The organism is Pseudomonas sp. GM41(2012) (genome assembly GCF_000282315.2).
Lineage (GTDB): Bacteria > Pseudomonadota > Gammaproteobacteria > Pseudomonadales > Pseudomonadaceae > Aquipseudomonas.
Genome location: NZ_AKJN02000008.1, coordinates 212,044 through 225,963, shown reverse-complemented (window position 1 = coordinate 225,963; position 13,920 = coordinate 212,044). Strand labels below are relative to the sequence as shown.

The following is a 13,920-nucleotide window of genomic DNA, read 5'->3' as shown; positions in this document are numbered from 1 at the left end:
CCGAAGGGGGCGATCTTTTAAAACTTGTCGAGCGTGCGCAGCTTCTGCGGCAACCCCCACAGCAGCAGCGCGACGGCGATCAGCGCAGCGACGCCGATGACATACAGTGCCGGCGTGGTGCTGCCGGTCAGGTCCTTGATCCGCCCCACCATCACCGGACTGACGATGCCGCCGAACTGGCCGAGGGTGTTGATCACCGCGATCCCGCCAGCAGCCCCTGCCCCAGCACCGGCCAGCAGTTTGGGCGGCAGGGTCCAGAAGCTCGGGATGGAGGCGATGATCCCGGCACCGAGCAAGCCCAGCGCGACAATCAGGAAGGTCGTGTGGTTAGCGAAGATCCCCGCACAGAAGAACCCCACCGCGCCCACCGCAACCAGACCTGCGACAAACTTGCGTCGCTCGCCAGTCGAGTCGGACAACCGCCCGATCACCACCATGCTGATGGCGCCGCAGATGTAAGGGATGGCGGTCAGCAAACCGATCATCACCGGACTCTCGGTGCCGGCGCTGCGAATCAGTTGCGGGGCCCAGAAGTTCAAGCCATAGGATGCCACCTGAATCAGGAAGTAGATCAGCCCGAGAGTCAGGAAACCCGGAATCCGCAGCGCGGCGAGCAATGAGCCGCCACTCTTGTGCGGTTCATGGTGCGCAATACGGCTGGCCAGCAGCGTTTTCTCTGACGGCGTCAGCCAATGGGCGTCTTCGATGCGGTCCTTGAGCAACGTCAGCACCAGCAAGCCGAGGCCGATGCAAGGCACGCCGCCCAGCAGAAATAGCCAGTGCCAGCCGCGCATATCGAGGAAGCCGTCGAGGTGTTGCAGCACCAGCCCGGAGAACGGTGCGCCGACCAGACCGGCAAACGCCGACGACAGAAACAACATCGACGTGATGCGTCCGCGATAGTGCTGCGGGAACCACAGCGTCAGGTAATACAGGACTCCCGGCGCAAAACCGGCCTCCATCGCGCCAATCACAAAGCGCAGCGCGTAGAACTGCCATTCGCTATTGACGAAGACCATGGCCGCAGTGGCGAGGCCCCAGGACATCATGATCCGGGCGATCCAGCGCCGGGCGCCGACCTTGTACAGCATCATGTTGCTCGGCACTTCGAAGATCACGTAACCGACCACGAACAACCCGGCGCCGAGGCCGTAAGCGGTGTCGCTCAGGCTCAGGTCGGTCTGCAACTGGAACTTGGCGAAGCTGATGTTGATGCGGTCGAAAAACGCAAACAGGTAGCAGACCATGATCAACGGCATCAGGCGCCAGGCGACTTTGCTGACCAGGGCTTTTTCTTCGTCGTGGCTAACGGACGGGCTCGCGCCCGCCTCCAGTACATTAAGGCTCATGATGGTTCTCCAGGCGGACTGCCCGTGGGTGTCCGATTGTTTTTGTTGTCTGGTTGAGATGCTGCTTTCTGTAGGAGCCGAGCTTGGTCCGGGCGGCGATCCGACGATTGCGGTGGGTCAGTCGACATCAATGTTGGATGTGACTCAGTCATCGCGAGCAAGCTCGGCTCCTACAAGGGTTTGTTGGAGTCAGGAAGGGCTTGGATGCAGATCGCAATTGCGTCCGGCCTTGGCCAGCTGACCGGGCACTTCGTGGCCCAGCAGCGCGGGTAATCCTCGCGACAATTGCAGTAACAGCGGCAGATCGATGCCGGTGTGAATGCCGATTTCATCGCACAGGTTGACCAAATCCTCGGTGCAAATATTGCCCGAGGCACCCGGCGCGAACGGGCAACCGCCGAGCCCGCCCAGTGCCGCGTCAAAGCGTCGGGCACCGGCCTCGTAGGCGGCCAGCACGTTGCAGAGACCGAGCCCGCGAGTGTTGTGGAAATGCAGGGTCAAATCAGCTGGCGAAACGCGCTGCAAGACCCGCCGCACCAGACGATCAACCTGCCGCGGATTGGCCATGCCGGTGGTGTCGGCCAGGGTAATGCCCTGGATTCCGAGCTCCTGATACGCCTCGACGATTTGCAGCACGCGATCCTCGTCGATCTTGCCTTCGAACGGGCAGCCGAAGGTGGTGGCGATGCTGGCATTGAGTCGCACCGTCGTCCCTCCCACGTATTGCACGATCTCGCCGAACGCGGCCAATGAGGCTTCGCAACGCATGCGCATGTTGGCCTGGTTGTGGGTCTGGCTGGCGGACATCACCAGGTTCAACTCGTCGGCCCTGGTCGCCAGCGCCCGTTGCGCGCCTTTGAGGTTGGGGATCAACGCGACGTAAATCACCCCCGGTTGCCGGGTGATACCCTTGAACACCTGTTCACCATCACGCAGCGCCGGAATCGCCTTGGGCGAAACGAACGAGCCTGCTTCGATGCGGCTGAAACCGGCCAGCGACAGCTGATCGATCAAGGCAATCTTGTCGACGGTTTCGACCCAGGTCGGCTCGATCTGCAAGCCGTCGCGGGGGGAGACTTCCTGAACAATCAGGGTCTCGGAAAAATCAGTGATCATTGCACCACCCCTTGAGCTTTCAGCCGTTCGATGTCCGAATCCGTAAGGCCCAGCCCCGCGAGGATGCCGTCGGTGTGCTGGCCCAACGCAGGTCCGGACCAGTTCACGCCACCGGGCGTCTCGGACATTTTCGGCACGATGCCGGGCATCTTCACCGTGGCACCGCCGGGCAGGTCGGCATTGAGCAGCATGTCCCGCGCCTGATAGTGCGGATCGGCGACGATGTCGGCGACTGAATAGATGCGCCCGGCCGGGACTTCGGCCGCTTCCAGTGCCGACAACACATCGTCGATCGGCAGGCTGCTGGTCCAGTGAGTGATCGCCGCGTCGAGCACGTTGCTCTTGGCGGCACGCCCGTCGTTATGGGCGAACTCCGGCGCATCGGCCAGATCACGGCGACCGATGACGTCCATCAAGCGCTTGTAGATCGGGTCGCTGTTGCCGGCGATCACCACGTAGGCACCATCGGCCGTCAGATAAGTGTTGGACGGCGCGATGCCCGGCAAGGCCCCGCCGCTGCGCTCCCGAACATGGCCGAGCATGTCGTATTCGGGCACCAGACTTTCCATGACGTTGAACACACTTTCAGCCAGCGACACATCGACCACTTGCCCACCGCCCTGCCCGGTCTTGACCCGCAGCAGCGACATCAAGGCACCTATTACCGCATGCAACGAAGCTAGGGAATCGCCGAGGCTGACACCCACCCGGGCGGGTGGTGAACCGGGGGTGCCGGTGGTGTAGCGGATTCCGCCCATGGCCTCGCCGATTGCACCGAACCCCGGACGATCACGGTATGGGCCGGTCTGGCCATAACCGGATATACGCACCAGCGTCAGGTTAGGGTTGAGGGCGTGCAACACGTCCCAGCCCAGACCGAGTTTCTCCAGGGCGCCGGGGCGCAGGTTTTCGATCAGCACGTCGGCGCTGGTCGCCAGTTGCTTGACCAGTTCGATGCCTTCAGGTGATTTGAGATTCAGCGCCAGAGACTTCTTGTTTCGCGATTGCAGGTACCACCACAGCGACGTGCCTTCGTGCAGCTTGCGCCATTTGCGCAGCGGGTCGCCCTGACCCATGGCTTCGATCTTGATCACTTCGGCGCCGAACTCGGCGAGCATGCGCGCGGCGAACGGCGCGGCGATCAGCGTGCCGATCTCGATCACTTTGATTGCACTTAAAGGGGCAGTCATCGCGGGGTACCTCATGTTGTTCTTGGAATATGTGCCAAGGCTAGAGGACCACGAGGGCTGGAATCCAACCTTCAGTTGGCAACGAGCGTTCGCGAAACGCGAACGCCCTGAGATGACCGCGACCTCAGGTCAGCCTGCTCGCGATGGGGCCAGTCCATCCAATCGAGAATGATCAGACCTGCCCACGCAAATGCTCAAACAACATCCGGCTCACCGGCGACAGCGCCGCTTCATCGCGTACCACTAGAACCAACGCGCGATCCGACCAGTCATCCGTCAACGGCACCGCGTGCAAGCCCAACGCCCGGCCAAACAGCTCATAGGCTTTTTGCGGCAGGATGCCGATGCCCATGTTGGCCTGGACCATCCGGCACATGGCGTCGAAACCCGGTACATGAATCCGCAGCCGCAGCACTTTGCCGGCCTCTCGCGCGGCTGCGTGGGTACGCATATTGATCGAACTGGCGGAATGCAGACCGACGTAATCGCTGCCCAGCGTATCGGCGAAAGCCAGGCTGGAACGACTCGCCAACGGATGATCGGGCAGCATCAACACCATCAGTTTGTCCTGTCGATAAAGCACGCTGTGCAGACCTTTGACGTCGCTGTCACTGGAGCAGATCCCAAGGTCCGCCACGCCATCCAGCACACCCTGAATCACCCCGCTGCTGGGGCGTTCTTCGAGGTCGGTCTTGACCTGAGGATGACGCTCGGAAAAGTCCCGCAGGTCTTCGGGCAGGAATTGAATGATCGCCGACAGGTTGGCGAGCATCCGCACATAGCCGCGGATACCGTGACTGTGTTCGCCTAGTTCGAGCCCCATTTTCTCGACGTTGAACAGCATCTGCCGAGCATGGTGCAACAAGGTTTCACCGGCCGGCGTAAGGGTCATGCCCTTGGCCTGGCGCACGAACAGGCTGATGCCCAACGCTTCTTCCAACTCCATCAGCCGCTTGCTGGCCGCCGACACGGCGATGGCTTCACGCGCGGCGGCACGGGTCAGCGTGCCCTCCTCATGAACGGCGACAAACAGCTGGAGAGTGATCAGGTCGAGGCGGCGGATCAGGCTTTTTTGCAGCATGGAGGGCTCGATGACTTCTGTTCGACTGAGTCGGCAGGATAGCCCGGTTTCTACGCGACTCGGCAAAGCAAATTGCCCACAACATCACGAGGCATCGTCCTACACATAAATCTCTTGTAACACTCAGCCCTACCGGAAACAGCCGATTCAAAGCCTTCGCCGCGCTCTGTAAAGTCTGGAAACACACACGAACTGCAACAAACTCATGGATCGTTTCATTCAAGGAAAGTCATTTTCACATGGACCAGACAGCACACGCGGCAAACCGCTACACCAACTACCGCAAAGTCATCGCGTTGGCCGATCACGATTGGGAAAGCGCTGAAGCCGGGAAAATTTCGGGGCTTAACGTCGAAATCAAAAGTGCCAACCGGATGCTCGATCAGCACGGGCGCGCGTTTCATCATTTCTGCACGACGTCGTACCTGGGCCTGGATCACCATCCCGACATTCTCGACGGCGCCATGAATACCCTGTGGGAAACCGGCACCCTTCGCGTCGCCAACTCAAAGAACCGCTGCAAGCTGGCGATTCTGGAACAGTACGAAACCGAACTGTCCGAGTTGTTCGGCGCCAGCTGCCTGAGCACCTTGTCGTGCAGTGCGGCAAGTGCCGGAATCCTGCCGTTGCTGGCCAGCGGCGTGTTCACGGAAAACCGCCCTCCCGTGATGGTCTTTGACCGGTTGGCGCACTACTCGATGAATCACCTCAAAGCCGCCTGCGCGGATGAAACCACGGTCGTGACCAGTCCTCATAACGACATGGATTTTCTCGAGACGCAGTGTCAGCAACACCGCACCGTCGCGTATGTCGCAGACAGCGCCTACAGCATGGGCGGGGTCGCGGACATGGACAGTCTTTTGTATCTCAAGGACCGCTATGGGTTGTTTCTCTACCTGGACGATTCCCACGCGCTGTCTGCCGTCGGAACATCGGGAGCAGGCCTCATACGCCCCAGGTTGCACGCCCTGGAAAATGACTGCCTGATCGTCGCCTCGCTGGCCAACTCGTTTGGCGCCGGCGGTGGTCTGGTCATGCTGGGCAATGAACGGCAGAAGAGGCTCATTGCCCGTTACGGCGGCCCAAGCAATTGGTCGCAAAGCCTGGACAGTGCAGCCATTGGCGCGGGCAGAGCGTCCATCCTGCTACATCGCACGCTGGAATTTGCCGCGTTGCAGGAAAAACTTCAGGTTAATATCCGGCTCTTCGACAGCCTCATACGCACCGATCAACACAACAGCAACATGGCCATTCGATTGGTCAGCTGCGGCGAAGCAACGCTCGCCAACAGCATCGCCATGGAACTGGCCAATCACGGTTTCTTCACCTCGGCGGTTTTTTTCCCGGTGGTCGCACAAGGCAAGGCAGCCATCAGAATCACCCTGCGCGCCGACATGGAGCCGATGCTGATCCGCCACTTTTGTGAACTCATTACCGAGCTTTTACGCACTCGAGGCCGGGAAATCGGCTGTTGAACTGAAACCCTGGAAGCCTCGCAGGCTTCCAGGGGGCCGCAAGACTTCCTAAAACGCGCTGCGGAAAATCTCCTCGATCTGGCGCTGATCCGCCACGCGAGGATTGGTCAGGCCACACGCATCTTTCAAGGCATTGCTGGCGAGCATCGGGATGTCGTTGAGCTTGGCGCCGAGCTCACGCAAACCGGCGGGGATTTCCACGTCCTTGGACAGGCTGCGGATCGCCACGATGGCCGCCTGGGCGCCCGCTTCCGGGGTGAAACCGCGAACATCGACGCCCATCGCAAGGGCGACATCGGTGAGGCGATCGGCGCAAACCAGCGCGTTAAAGCTTTGTACGTGGGGCAGCAAGACCGCGTTGCACACACCATGCGGCAAGTCGTAGAACCCGCCCAACTGGTGAGCCATGGCGTGGACAAAACCCAGGGATGCATTATTGAACGCCATGCCAGCGAGGAACTGTGCGTAAGCCATGTTTTCCCGCGCGGCCATGTCACTGCCGTCGCGGACGGCCAGGCGCAGGTTGTTGCTGATCAACGTGATCGCCTTCAGTGCGCAGGCATCGGTGATCGGATTGGCCGCCGTGGAAACGTAGGCTTCGATAGCGTGAGTCAACGCGTCCATGCCAGTGGCAGCCGTCAGGCCCTTGGGCATGGCGACCATCAGCGCCGGGTCGTTGACCGACAGCAGCGGCGTAACGTTGCGATCGACAATGGCCATTTTCACGTGACGGGACTCGTCGGTGATGATGCAGAAACGGGTCATCTCGCTGGCGGTGCCGGCGGTGGTGTTGATGGCAATCAGCGGCAGTTGCGGCTGGCTGGATTGATCGACGCCTTCGTAATCGCCAATCTGCCCGCCGTTGGTCGCGCACAACGCGATGCCTTTGGCGCAGTCATGGGGCGAACCGCCGCCCAGGGACACCACGAAATCACAGCGGGTTTCCTTCAGCAGACCCAGACCGCTCTCGACGTTGGCGATGCTCGGGTTAGGCTTGGCACCGTCGAAAATCACCGAATCGATGTCCTGCATCGCCAGCTTCTCGGCAATCATTTTCGCTACACCCGCCTTGGCCAGCCCGGCGTCGGTGACGATCAGTGCCTTGCGAAAACCATACTTGCGAATGGCGTCCATGGCTTCGTCGAGGCAACCGATGCCCATGATGTTCACGGCGGGGATGAAAAACGTGCTGCTCATGAGCGAGTCTCCTGGCTGATGCCGAATCGGTAGCGCCGATCCAGCGGGTACCCACAGGATCGACCTATCGGTCACGCAGTAACTTGATCTGGCTCAAGTCTTGGTCGTGATAAAGTCGCCGCCCATCAGACCTTCTGCTTTGAGACTTTGAACGCAATGACCGATTTCCAGGATGTTGATGCCCAACTTGAAGACTGGAACGCCTTGCGCGCCACCGCCTCGTTCAGTGGCCTGCTGGTGGGCAACGGCGCCAGTCGCGCCGTGTGGGACGATTTCGGCTACGACTCGCTGTTCGAAAACGCCCGTACCGTCGAAGAAAAACCCCTGAGCCAGTCCGAGCTGAGCGTGTTCGACGCCCTGCAGACGCGCAGCTTCGAGCAGGTGCTCAGCGCGCTGAAAACCACCAGCCGGGTCAACAAGGCCCTGGCCGTGAGTTCCGCCGCGCCGCGCAATCGTTACTACGCGATCAAGGAAGCACTGATCAACACCGTGCACGCGGTGCACATCCCGTGGCGGCTGGTGGTGCCTTCGTCGCTGGCGATGATCAATCAGGAACTGGGCCGCTACCGGACCGTGTTCACCACCAACTACGACCTGCTCAATTACTGGGCGACCCAGCACCAGCCTGATGCGATCAGCGACCTGTTTCAGGGTGCAGAATCAAGCTTTGATCTGAGCGCCACGACGACCGATAAAACCCGCCTGCTTTACCTGCACGGCGGGTTGCATCTGGTGCGTAATCAGGACGGTACGGCGCGCAAACTGATGTCGACCGAGGGCACGTTGCTCGGCAGTTTCGCGATCAACAACACGATCAAGACCCTCGATGACGTGCCGCTGTTCGTCAATGAAGGTCCGGCGCAGGACAAGCTCAAAACCATTCGCAGCTCGGACTATCTGTCGTTCTGCTACGACCAGCTACTTGGCCATGGCGACGGGTTGTGCCTGTTTGGCCATGCCTTGGGTGAGCAGGACAGCCACATCATTCACGCCTTGCGCCAGGCGAAACCGCAAAGGGTGGCGATCTCGATTTATCCGCGCAGCAAGGCGTTCATTCAGCACCAGAAGCGGCACTACGCGAAGGTGTTTGAAGGCACCGGGAGTGAGTTGCGGTTTTTTGATTCGAAGACGCATGCGTTGGGGAGTCCAAAGCTAACGGTTCCCGTCGAGGTTTAGGCGGCGACGCGGCTAATGTCTTCGCGAGCAGGCTCGCTCCCACAGGGAACGCATTTCCAATGTGGGAGCGGGCTTGCTCGCGAAGGCGTCAGACCAATCGACTCATTCCTCGACGCTATGCACCACCACCAGCAACTGCGCCTGAACCTCGCCCACTGACCGTATCCGATGCGGTTTCTGCGCATTGAAATGCAGCGCGTCCCCACGATTGAGCAGCACCCGCTCGTTCATGAAGTCCACTTCCACCTGCCCCTCATGCACGAACAGAAACTCCTCGCCCAAATGTTCCTTGAAGGTCTTGTCGGCAAACTCGGTCGGCGGGTAAATCATGAACGGCAGCAAACTGCGCTCGCTGACCTGACGGGCCAACACCGCGTAACCCGGGCTGTCATCGTTGGCTGCCAGGGACTGGCGCTCATCGCTGCGCACCAGGCTGTAACTGTCGAGGCTGACGTTGTCTTCGGAGAACAACTCCTCGACCTTCACGTTCAGTGCCTTGGCCAGTTTCAACGCGGCAGCGATCGACGGAGTGTTCAACCCACGTTCGACTTTCGACAGATAGCTCTTGGTCATGCCGGACTTTTCGGCCAAGGCCTCCAGCGTCACGCCGAGTTTTTTTCTCAGTAATTTCAAACGGATAGACATGTAGAGCGATTAATCCATCAAGGGAGCAACGATTCTTTCTTGCTTATGACACAAGGTGTCATATAGCATCGCTTGTGTCATTTGCATTCACCCATGACCTTGCGAGCAACGAGTGAACGGCAAAACCGACGTCCATTGAACCACCCAAAGGACACCGATATGGCCAAGACCTTAGCACTACCCAAAGAGCAACTGGTCAAGCAAGCGCTGACCCAGATGCAAAATACCCTGGCGGATAATACGTGGACCGACCGGCAAAAGCTGGCCCTGACCTGCCGGATTCTGTTCGAGAACGGCCACGACGCTGGCCTGGCCGGGCAGATTACCGCCCGCGGCCCGCAACCCGGCACCTACTACACTCAACAACTGGGCCTGGGTTTCGACGAAATCACCGCCAGCAATCTGCTGCTGGTCAACGAAGACCTGGACGTGCTTGAAGGCCACGGCATGCCCAACCCGGCCAACCGTTTCCACAGCTGGGTGTACCGCGCGCGGCCAGACGTGAACTGCATCATTCACACGCATCCGACCCACGTTGCCGCGCTGTCGATGCTCGAAGTGCCGCTGCATATTTCCCACATGGACCTCTGCCCGCTCTACGACGATTGCGCGTTTCTCGAAGGCTGGCCGGGCGTGCCGGTGGGCAACGAGGAAGGTGAACTGATTGCCGCCGCCCTGGGCGACAAACGAGCGATCCTGCTTTCGCACCACGGCCAATTGTCCACCGGCGCGACCATCGAAGAAGCCTGTGTCATTGCGCAATTGATTGAACGCGCCGCCAAGCTGCAACTGCTGGCCATGAGCGCCGGGACCATCAAGTCGATCCTGCCAGCGCTGGGCCGCGAAGCCCATGACTGGATCGCCAGGCCGAAACGTCACGCCGCCGCTTTCAACTACTACGCTCGGCAGAACCTGCGTCAACACGCCGATTGCCTGAACTGAAACCACTCATTTTCAAGAGGAGAGTCGCCATGTCGACCCCAAACATTCACGGCATCATCGGCTACACCATCACTCCGTTCACCGCCAACGGTGAGGGCGTTGATCTCGAAGCGCTCGGGCGTTCCATCGATCGCCTGATCGACGACGGCGTGCACGCCATCGCACCGCTGGGCAGCACCGGCGAAGGCGCTTACCTGAGCGACGCGGAATGGGATCAGGTCAGTGAATTCAGCGTCAAACACGTGGCCAAACGCGTGCCGACCATTGTCAGCGTGTCCGACCTGACCACCGCCAAAGCAGTACGCCGCGCACGTTTCGCCGAAGCCCACGGCGCCGATGTGGTGATGGTGCTGCCGACGTCCTACTGGAAACTCAGCGAAGCGGAAATCCTCGCCCACTACCGCGCCATCGGCGAGAACATCGGCGTACCGATCATGCTCTACAACAACCCGGCCACCAGCGGCACCGACATGTCGGTGGACCTGATCCTGCGGATTTTCAATGCCGTGGACAACGTGACGATGGTCAAGGAAAGCACCGGCGACATCCAGCGCATGCACCAGCTGCAACGATTGGGCGAAGGTCGGGTGCCGTTCTACAACGGCTGTAATCCATTGGCGCTGGAAGCCTTTGCGGCAGGCGCGAAAGGCTGGTGCACAGCGGCACCGAACCTGATCCCGCAGCTCAATCTTGATTTGTATGAAGCGGTATTGGCCAACGATCTGGGCAAGGCACGCGAACTGTTTTATCGCCAGTTGCCGCTGTTGGATTTCATTCTGAAAGGTGGCTTGCCGGCGACGATCAAGGCCGGTTTGCGCGCCACCGGGCTGGAAGCGGGTGACCCGCGGTTGCCGGTGTTTCCACTCGGCGAGGCGGGTTGCAGTCAACTGCAGGAATTGTTGACCGCATTGCGCTGATCCACGAATACACACAAAAAACCAATGTGGGAGCGAGCCTGCTCGCGAAGGCGGCTGAACATTCGACAAAAATGTTGAATGGAAGACCGCTATCGCGAGCAGGCTCGCTCCCACAGGAGATTTGTATCGGGGTTCAAAGCACCGGCAGGGTCTTGTCCTTGATCACCGTGGTCGGCCCGTTGGCTTTGACGCTGGCGATGCCTTTCTCCAGCGCGGCAGCGGAGGTGTAAGCCTCGCTGCTACCGATGATCTCGTGGTTAGCAGCCTTGAGGTTGAAATAAGGATGGCCATCCTTGGTGGTTTTCTTCTCGTAGCGTTCATCCTTCGGGCTGTTGCTCTGAACCGACACGATGCCTTTGTCAGCGGCAGCGCGAGTGGTGTACAGCTCGCTGGTCAGAATGGTTTCCGCGTTAGCGGCCTTCAGTACAAACTTGAACTGACCATTGCTGCTTTTACTCACTTCATACCATCCAGACATGCTCTTTCTCCTTGGCAATTGAGAGGTTTCGCGCTTCAGAGTAAAGACCAGGCCGGGACATCTGTCGCCTGTCTGGGCCTCATCGCGAGCAGGCTCGCTCCCACAATGGATCGATGTACACAATTCCCCTGTGGGAGCGAGCCTGCTCGCGATGAGGCCGGTAAGGTCAGCACAAAATCTACCTACTTCACCGCCGCACGCACCACCGATAACTCCGGCGCCTGCACCCGTCGCTGACTCAAATAGCGCGTACAACTGACCCGCAAAAACGAGGCGAAATTCACCACCTCGCCGCGGTAGTCCATCACCTCTTCATACAGCTTGGCGATCAACTGGTTGGTGGTCATGCCGTCGACCTCGGCGATTTCGCTGAGGATGTCCCAGAACTGATTCTCCAGTCGCAGGGTGGTGACCACCCCGCAGATGCGCAGCGAGCGGGAGCGCGATTCGTAGAGAATCGGATCGGCTTTGACGTAGAGCTCGCACATGGAAAGGTCCCTCGTTACAGCGTGATTTTGGTGCCCAGCAACCCGAGGAAACCGGCGAGCCAGCTCGGGTGCGCCGGCCAGGCCGGAGCAGTGGCCAGATTGCCCTGAACATGACCTTCCGTCACCGGGATATCGATGAACGTACCGCCCGCCAGGCGCACTTCCGGAGCACAGGCCGGGTAGGCGCTGCATTCGCGACCTTCGAGAATCCCCGCGGCCGCCAACAATTGTGCGCCGTGACACACGGCGGCGATCGGTTTGCCGGCCTTGTCGAACGCTCGCACCAGTTCCAGGACTTTTTCGTTCAGGCGCAGGTACTCCGGCGCACGACCACCCGGTACCAGCAGGGCGTCGTAGTCCTCGGACTTGACCTTGGCGAAGTCGAAGTTAAGGGCAAACAGGTGACCGGGTTTTTCGCTGTAGGTCTGGTCGCCTTCGAAGTCATGGATTGCCGTGCGTACGGTCTGACCGGCGGTTTTGTCCGGGCAAACGGCGTGCACTGTGTGGCCGACCATCAGCAGCGCCTGAAACGGCACCATCACTTCGTAGTCTTCGACGTAATCGCCGACCAGCATCAGAATTTTTTTAGCTGCCATGGGGAGGACTCCTCTGGGAAATACGTGGGCCTGCAGGAGTATTCAAGGTAGTCCTTAATCAGCATGGCAGGTAATACCCGACTACTACGCCAATCCCCCGTAGGAGCTGCCGAAGGCTGCGATCTTTTGATCTTTAAAAATCAAAGTCAAAAGATCGCAGCCTTCGGCAGCTCCTACGTTGCGAGCATTACTCGCAACTGTACGGATAACTCTGCGCCTAGCTGTAACAGCTGCAAACGCCGGGTTTATGGCTAGATGAAGGTCTTCCCGCCACCCTCGATTCTGGTTGCCATCATGTCCTCGCGCGAAAACACCGGCATGGCCCTCGGCCTGCTCGGCGTTGTGATTTTCAGCCTCACCCTGCCCTTCACACGGATCGTCGTGCAGGAACTCCATCCGCTGCTCAACGGCCTGGGCCGCGCGCTGTTCGCGGCGGTTCCGGCGGCGTTGCTGTTGCTCTGGCGTCGGGAAAAATGGCCGACCTGGAAACAGGTCAAAGGCCTGACCCTGGTGATTGCCGGGGTGATCCTCGGTTTCCCGGTGTTGTCGGCCTGGGCCATGCAAACCTTGCCGGCGTCTCACGGTGCGCTGGTCAACGGCTTACAGCCGTTGTGCGTGGCGCTGTACGCCGCGTGGTTGTCCCACGAACGCCCGTCGAAAGCCTTCTGGGCCTGCGCTGCGCTGGGCAGCGCGCTGGTGCTGGGTTATGCGCTGATCAGCGGGGCCGGCAGCATTCAGGCCGGTGATTTGCTGATGCTCGGGGCGATTGCCGTTGGCGGCCTGGGTTATGCCGAGGGCGGCCGGTTGGCCAAGGAGATGGGCGGTTGGCAGGTGATCTGCTGGGCACTGGTGCTGTCGACGCCGTTGCTGATCGGGCCGGTGCTGTACCTGGCGCTGCAACATCAGGGCCAGATTTCGGCCAAGACCTGGTGGGCCTTCGGTTACGTCTCGCTGTTCTCGCAGTTCATCGGTTTCTTTGCCTGGTACGCCGGGTTGGCGATGGGGGGGATTGCCCGGGTCAGTCAGATCCAGCTGTTGCAGATCTTCTTCACCATCGCCTTTTCGGCGCTGTTCTTCGGCGAACACATCGAGCCGATCACCTGGCTGTTTGCCGCCGGGGTGATCGTGACCGTGATGCTGGGGCGCAAGACGGCCGTCAAGCCAGCGCAGGTTGCCACAGCCTGATCCCCGCCCCGTAGGAGCAAAGCTTGCTCGCGATGACGTCCTCAAGATCGCTATCGCGAGCAAGCTATGCTCCTACAGGGGTTGT

14 protein-coding genes are annotated in these 13,920 nt (G+C 60.1%); 5 read left to right on the top strand and 9 right to left on the bottom strand.

Annotated features, from left to right (window positions below; genetic code table 11):
• Positions 1 to 17: 17 nt before the first annotated feature.
• From PMI27_RS07230 to PMI27_RS07245, 4 genes are all read right to left on the bottom strand, one after another.
• Positions 18 to 1,349 (bottom strand): MFS transporter, encoded by a 1,332-nt coding sequence (locus PMI27_RS07230; RefSeq protein ID WP_008152974.1) that lies wholly within the window; start codon positions 1,347 to 1,349, stop codon positions 18 to 20.
• Between the two features lie 189 nt (positions 1,350 to 1,538).
• Positions 1,539 to 2,465, bottom strand: a complete 927-nt coding sequence (locus tag PMI27_RS07235; protein WP_008152972.1) for a hydroxymethylglutaryl-CoA lyase — start codon at positions 2,463 to 2,465, stop codon at positions 1,539 to 1,541.
• The gene (locus PMI27_RS07240; RefSeq protein ID WP_008152969.1) at positions 2,462 to 3,655 is read right to left on the bottom strand and encodes a CaiB/BaiF CoA transferase family protein; all 1,194 of its coding nucleotides are present in this window, start codon (positions 3,653 to 3,655) and stop codon (positions 2,462 to 2,464) included. The genes PMI27_RS07235 and PMI27_RS07240 overlap by 4 nt, the downstream gene beginning before the upstream one ends.
• A gap of 172 nt (positions 3,656 to 3,827) precedes the next feature.
• Positions 3,828 to 4,736 carry a LysR family transcriptional regulator gene (locus tag PMI27_RS07245; protein WP_008152968.1) on the bottom strand — a complete coding sequence of 303 codons (909 nt, stop codon included), beginning with the start codon at positions 4,734 to 4,736 and terminating at the stop codon, positions 3,828 to 3,830.
• A gap of 239 nt (positions 4,737 to 4,975) precedes the next feature.
• Here PMI27_RS07245 and PMI27_RS07250 point away from each other — a divergent pair, with 239 nt between their 5' ends.
• A complete protein-coding gene (locus tag PMI27_RS07250) occupies positions 4,976 to 6,211 on the top strand; it encodes an aminotransferase class I/II-fold pyridoxal phosphate-dependent enzyme (RefSeq protein WP_008152965.1) in 1,236 nt (411 codons plus the stop codon).
• Positions 6,212 to 6,259: 48 nt separating this feature from the next.
• On the opposite strand, the gene yiaY is transcribed toward PMI27_RS07250, so the two are convergent.
• Positions 6,260 to 7,408, bottom strand: coding sequence for an L-threonine dehydrogenase (gene yiaY, locus PMI27_RS07255; RefSeq protein ID WP_008152963.1), 1,149 nt, complete (start codon positions 7,406 to 7,408; stop codon positions 6,260 to 6,262).
• Between the two features lie 156 nt (positions 7,409 to 7,564).
• Between yiaY and PMI27_RS07260 the strand changes: the two genes are divergently transcribed.
• Positions 7,565 to 8,584 (top strand): DUF4917 family protein, encoded by a 1,020-nt coding sequence (locus tag PMI27_RS07260; RefSeq protein ID WP_008152962.1) that lies wholly within the window; start codon positions 7,565 to 7,567, stop codon positions 8,582 to 8,584.
• 102 nt (positions 8,585 to 8,686) lie between these two features.
• Here PMI27_RS07260 and PMI27_RS07265 read toward each other — a convergent pair whose 3' ends face one another.
• Positions 8,687 to 9,229 carry a helix-turn-helix domain-containing protein gene (locus tag PMI27_RS07265; RefSeq protein ID WP_008152960.1) on the bottom strand — a complete coding sequence of 181 codons (543 nt, stop codon included), beginning with the start codon at positions 9,227 to 9,229 and terminating at the stop codon, positions 8,687 to 8,689.
• Positions 9,230 to 9,388: 159 nt separating this feature from the next.
• Between PMI27_RS07265 and PMI27_RS07270 the strand changes: the two genes are divergently transcribed.
• Positions 9,389 to 10,171: an aldolase gene (locus PMI27_RS07270; protein WP_008152958.1), complete on the top strand. Its 783-nt coding sequence runs from the start codon at positions 9,389 to 9,391 to the stop codon at positions 10,169 to 10,171.
• Positions 10,172 to 10,200: 29 nt separating this feature from the next.
• The gene (locus PMI27_RS07275; protein ID WP_008152956.1) at positions 10,201 to 11,088 is read left to right on the top strand and encodes a dihydrodipicolinate synthase family protein; all 888 of its coding nucleotides are present in this window, start codon (positions 10,201 to 10,203) and stop codon (positions 11,086 to 11,088) included.
• A 133-nt stretch (positions 11,089 to 11,221) separates the two neighbouring features.
• Here PMI27_RS07275 and PMI27_RS07280 read toward each other — a convergent pair whose 3' ends face one another.
• The 3 genes from PMI27_RS07280 to PMI27_RS07290 form a co-directional block, all read right to left on the bottom strand.
• On the bottom strand, positions 11,222 to 11,566 hold the full coding sequence (locus tag PMI27_RS07280) for a YegP family protein (RefSeq protein WP_008152953.1): 345 nt from the start codon (positions 11,564 to 11,566) through the stop codon (positions 11,222 to 11,224).
• 182 nt (positions 11,567 to 11,748) lie between these two features.
• Positions 11,749 to 12,054, bottom strand: a complete 306-nt coding sequence (locus tag PMI27_RS07285) for a ribbon-helix-helix domain-containing protein (RefSeq protein WP_008152951.1) — start codon at positions 12,052 to 12,054, stop codon at positions 11,749 to 11,751.
• A 14-nt stretch (positions 12,055 to 12,068) separates the two neighbouring features.
• Positions 12,069 to 12,650 (bottom strand): DJ-1/PfpI family protein, encoded by a 582-nt coding sequence (locus tag PMI27_RS07290; RefSeq protein ID WP_008152949.1) that lies wholly within the window; start codon positions 12,648 to 12,650, stop codon positions 12,069 to 12,071.
• Between the two features lie 294 nt (positions 12,651 to 12,944).
• Between PMI27_RS07290 and PMI27_RS07295 the strand changes: the two genes are divergently transcribed.
• Complete coding sequence (locus PMI27_RS07295) at positions 12,945 to 13,835, top strand: DMT family transporter (protein WP_033053553.1); 891 nt, start codon at positions 12,945 to 12,947, stop codon at positions 13,833 to 13,835.
• Positions 13,836 to 13,920 lie beyond the last annotated feature (85 nt).

Bases quoted from the DNA above. Each gene is read 5' to 3' on its own strand.
- PMI27_RS07230 (WP_008152974.1), bottom strand. From the start codon at position 1,349: ATGAGCCTTAATGTACTGGAGGCGGGCGCGAGCCCGTCCGTTAGCCAC.
- PMI27_RS07235 (WP_008152972.1), bottom strand. From the start codon at position 2,465: ATGATCACTGATTTTTCCGAGACCCTGATTGTTCAGGAAGTCTCCCCC.
- PMI27_RS07240 (WP_008152969.1), bottom strand. From the start codon at position 3,655: ATGACTGCCCCTTTAAGTGCAATCAAAGTGATCGAGATCGGCACGCTG.
- PMI27_RS07245 (WP_008152968.1), bottom strand. From the start codon at position 4,736: ATGCTGCAAAAAAGCCTGATCCGCCGCCTCGACCTGATCACTCTCCAG.
- PMI27_RS07250 (WP_008152965.1), top strand. From the start codon at position 4,976: ATGGACCAGACAGCACACGCGGCAAACCGCTACACCAACTACCGCAAA.
- yiaY (WP_008152963.1), bottom strand. From the start codon at position 7,408: ATGAGCAGCACGTTTTTCATCCCCGCCGTGAACATCATGGGCATCGGT.
- PMI27_RS07260 (WP_008152962.1), top strand. From the start codon at position 7,565: ATGACCGATTTCCAGGATGTTGATGCCCAACTTGAAGACTGGAACGCC.
- PMI27_RS07265 (WP_008152960.1), bottom strand. From the start codon at position 9,229: ATGTCTATCCGTTTGAAATTACTGAGAAAAAAACTCGGCGTGACGCTG.
- PMI27_RS07270 (WP_008152958.1), top strand. From the start codon at position 9,389: ATGGCCAAGACCTTAGCACTACCCAAAGAGCAACTGGTCAAGCAAGCG.
- PMI27_RS07275 (WP_008152956.1), top strand. From the start codon at position 10,201: ATGTCGACCCCAAACATTCACGGCATCATCGGCTACACCATCACTCCG.
- PMI27_RS07280 (WP_008152953.1), bottom strand. From the start codon at position 11,566: ATGTCTGGATGGTATGAAGTGAGTAAAAGCAGCAATGGTCAGTTCAAG.
- PMI27_RS07285 (WP_008152951.1), bottom strand. From the start codon at position 12,054: ATGTGCGAGCTCTACGTCAAAGCCGATCCGATTCTCTACGAATCGCGC.
- PMI27_RS07290 (WP_008152949.1), bottom strand. From the start codon at position 12,650: ATGGCAGCTAAAAAAATTCTGATGCTGGTCGGCGATTACGTCGAAGAC.
- PMI27_RS07295 (WP_033053553.1), top strand. From the start codon at position 12,945: ATGTCCTCGCGCGAAAACACCGGCATGGCCCTCGGCCTGCTCGGCGTT.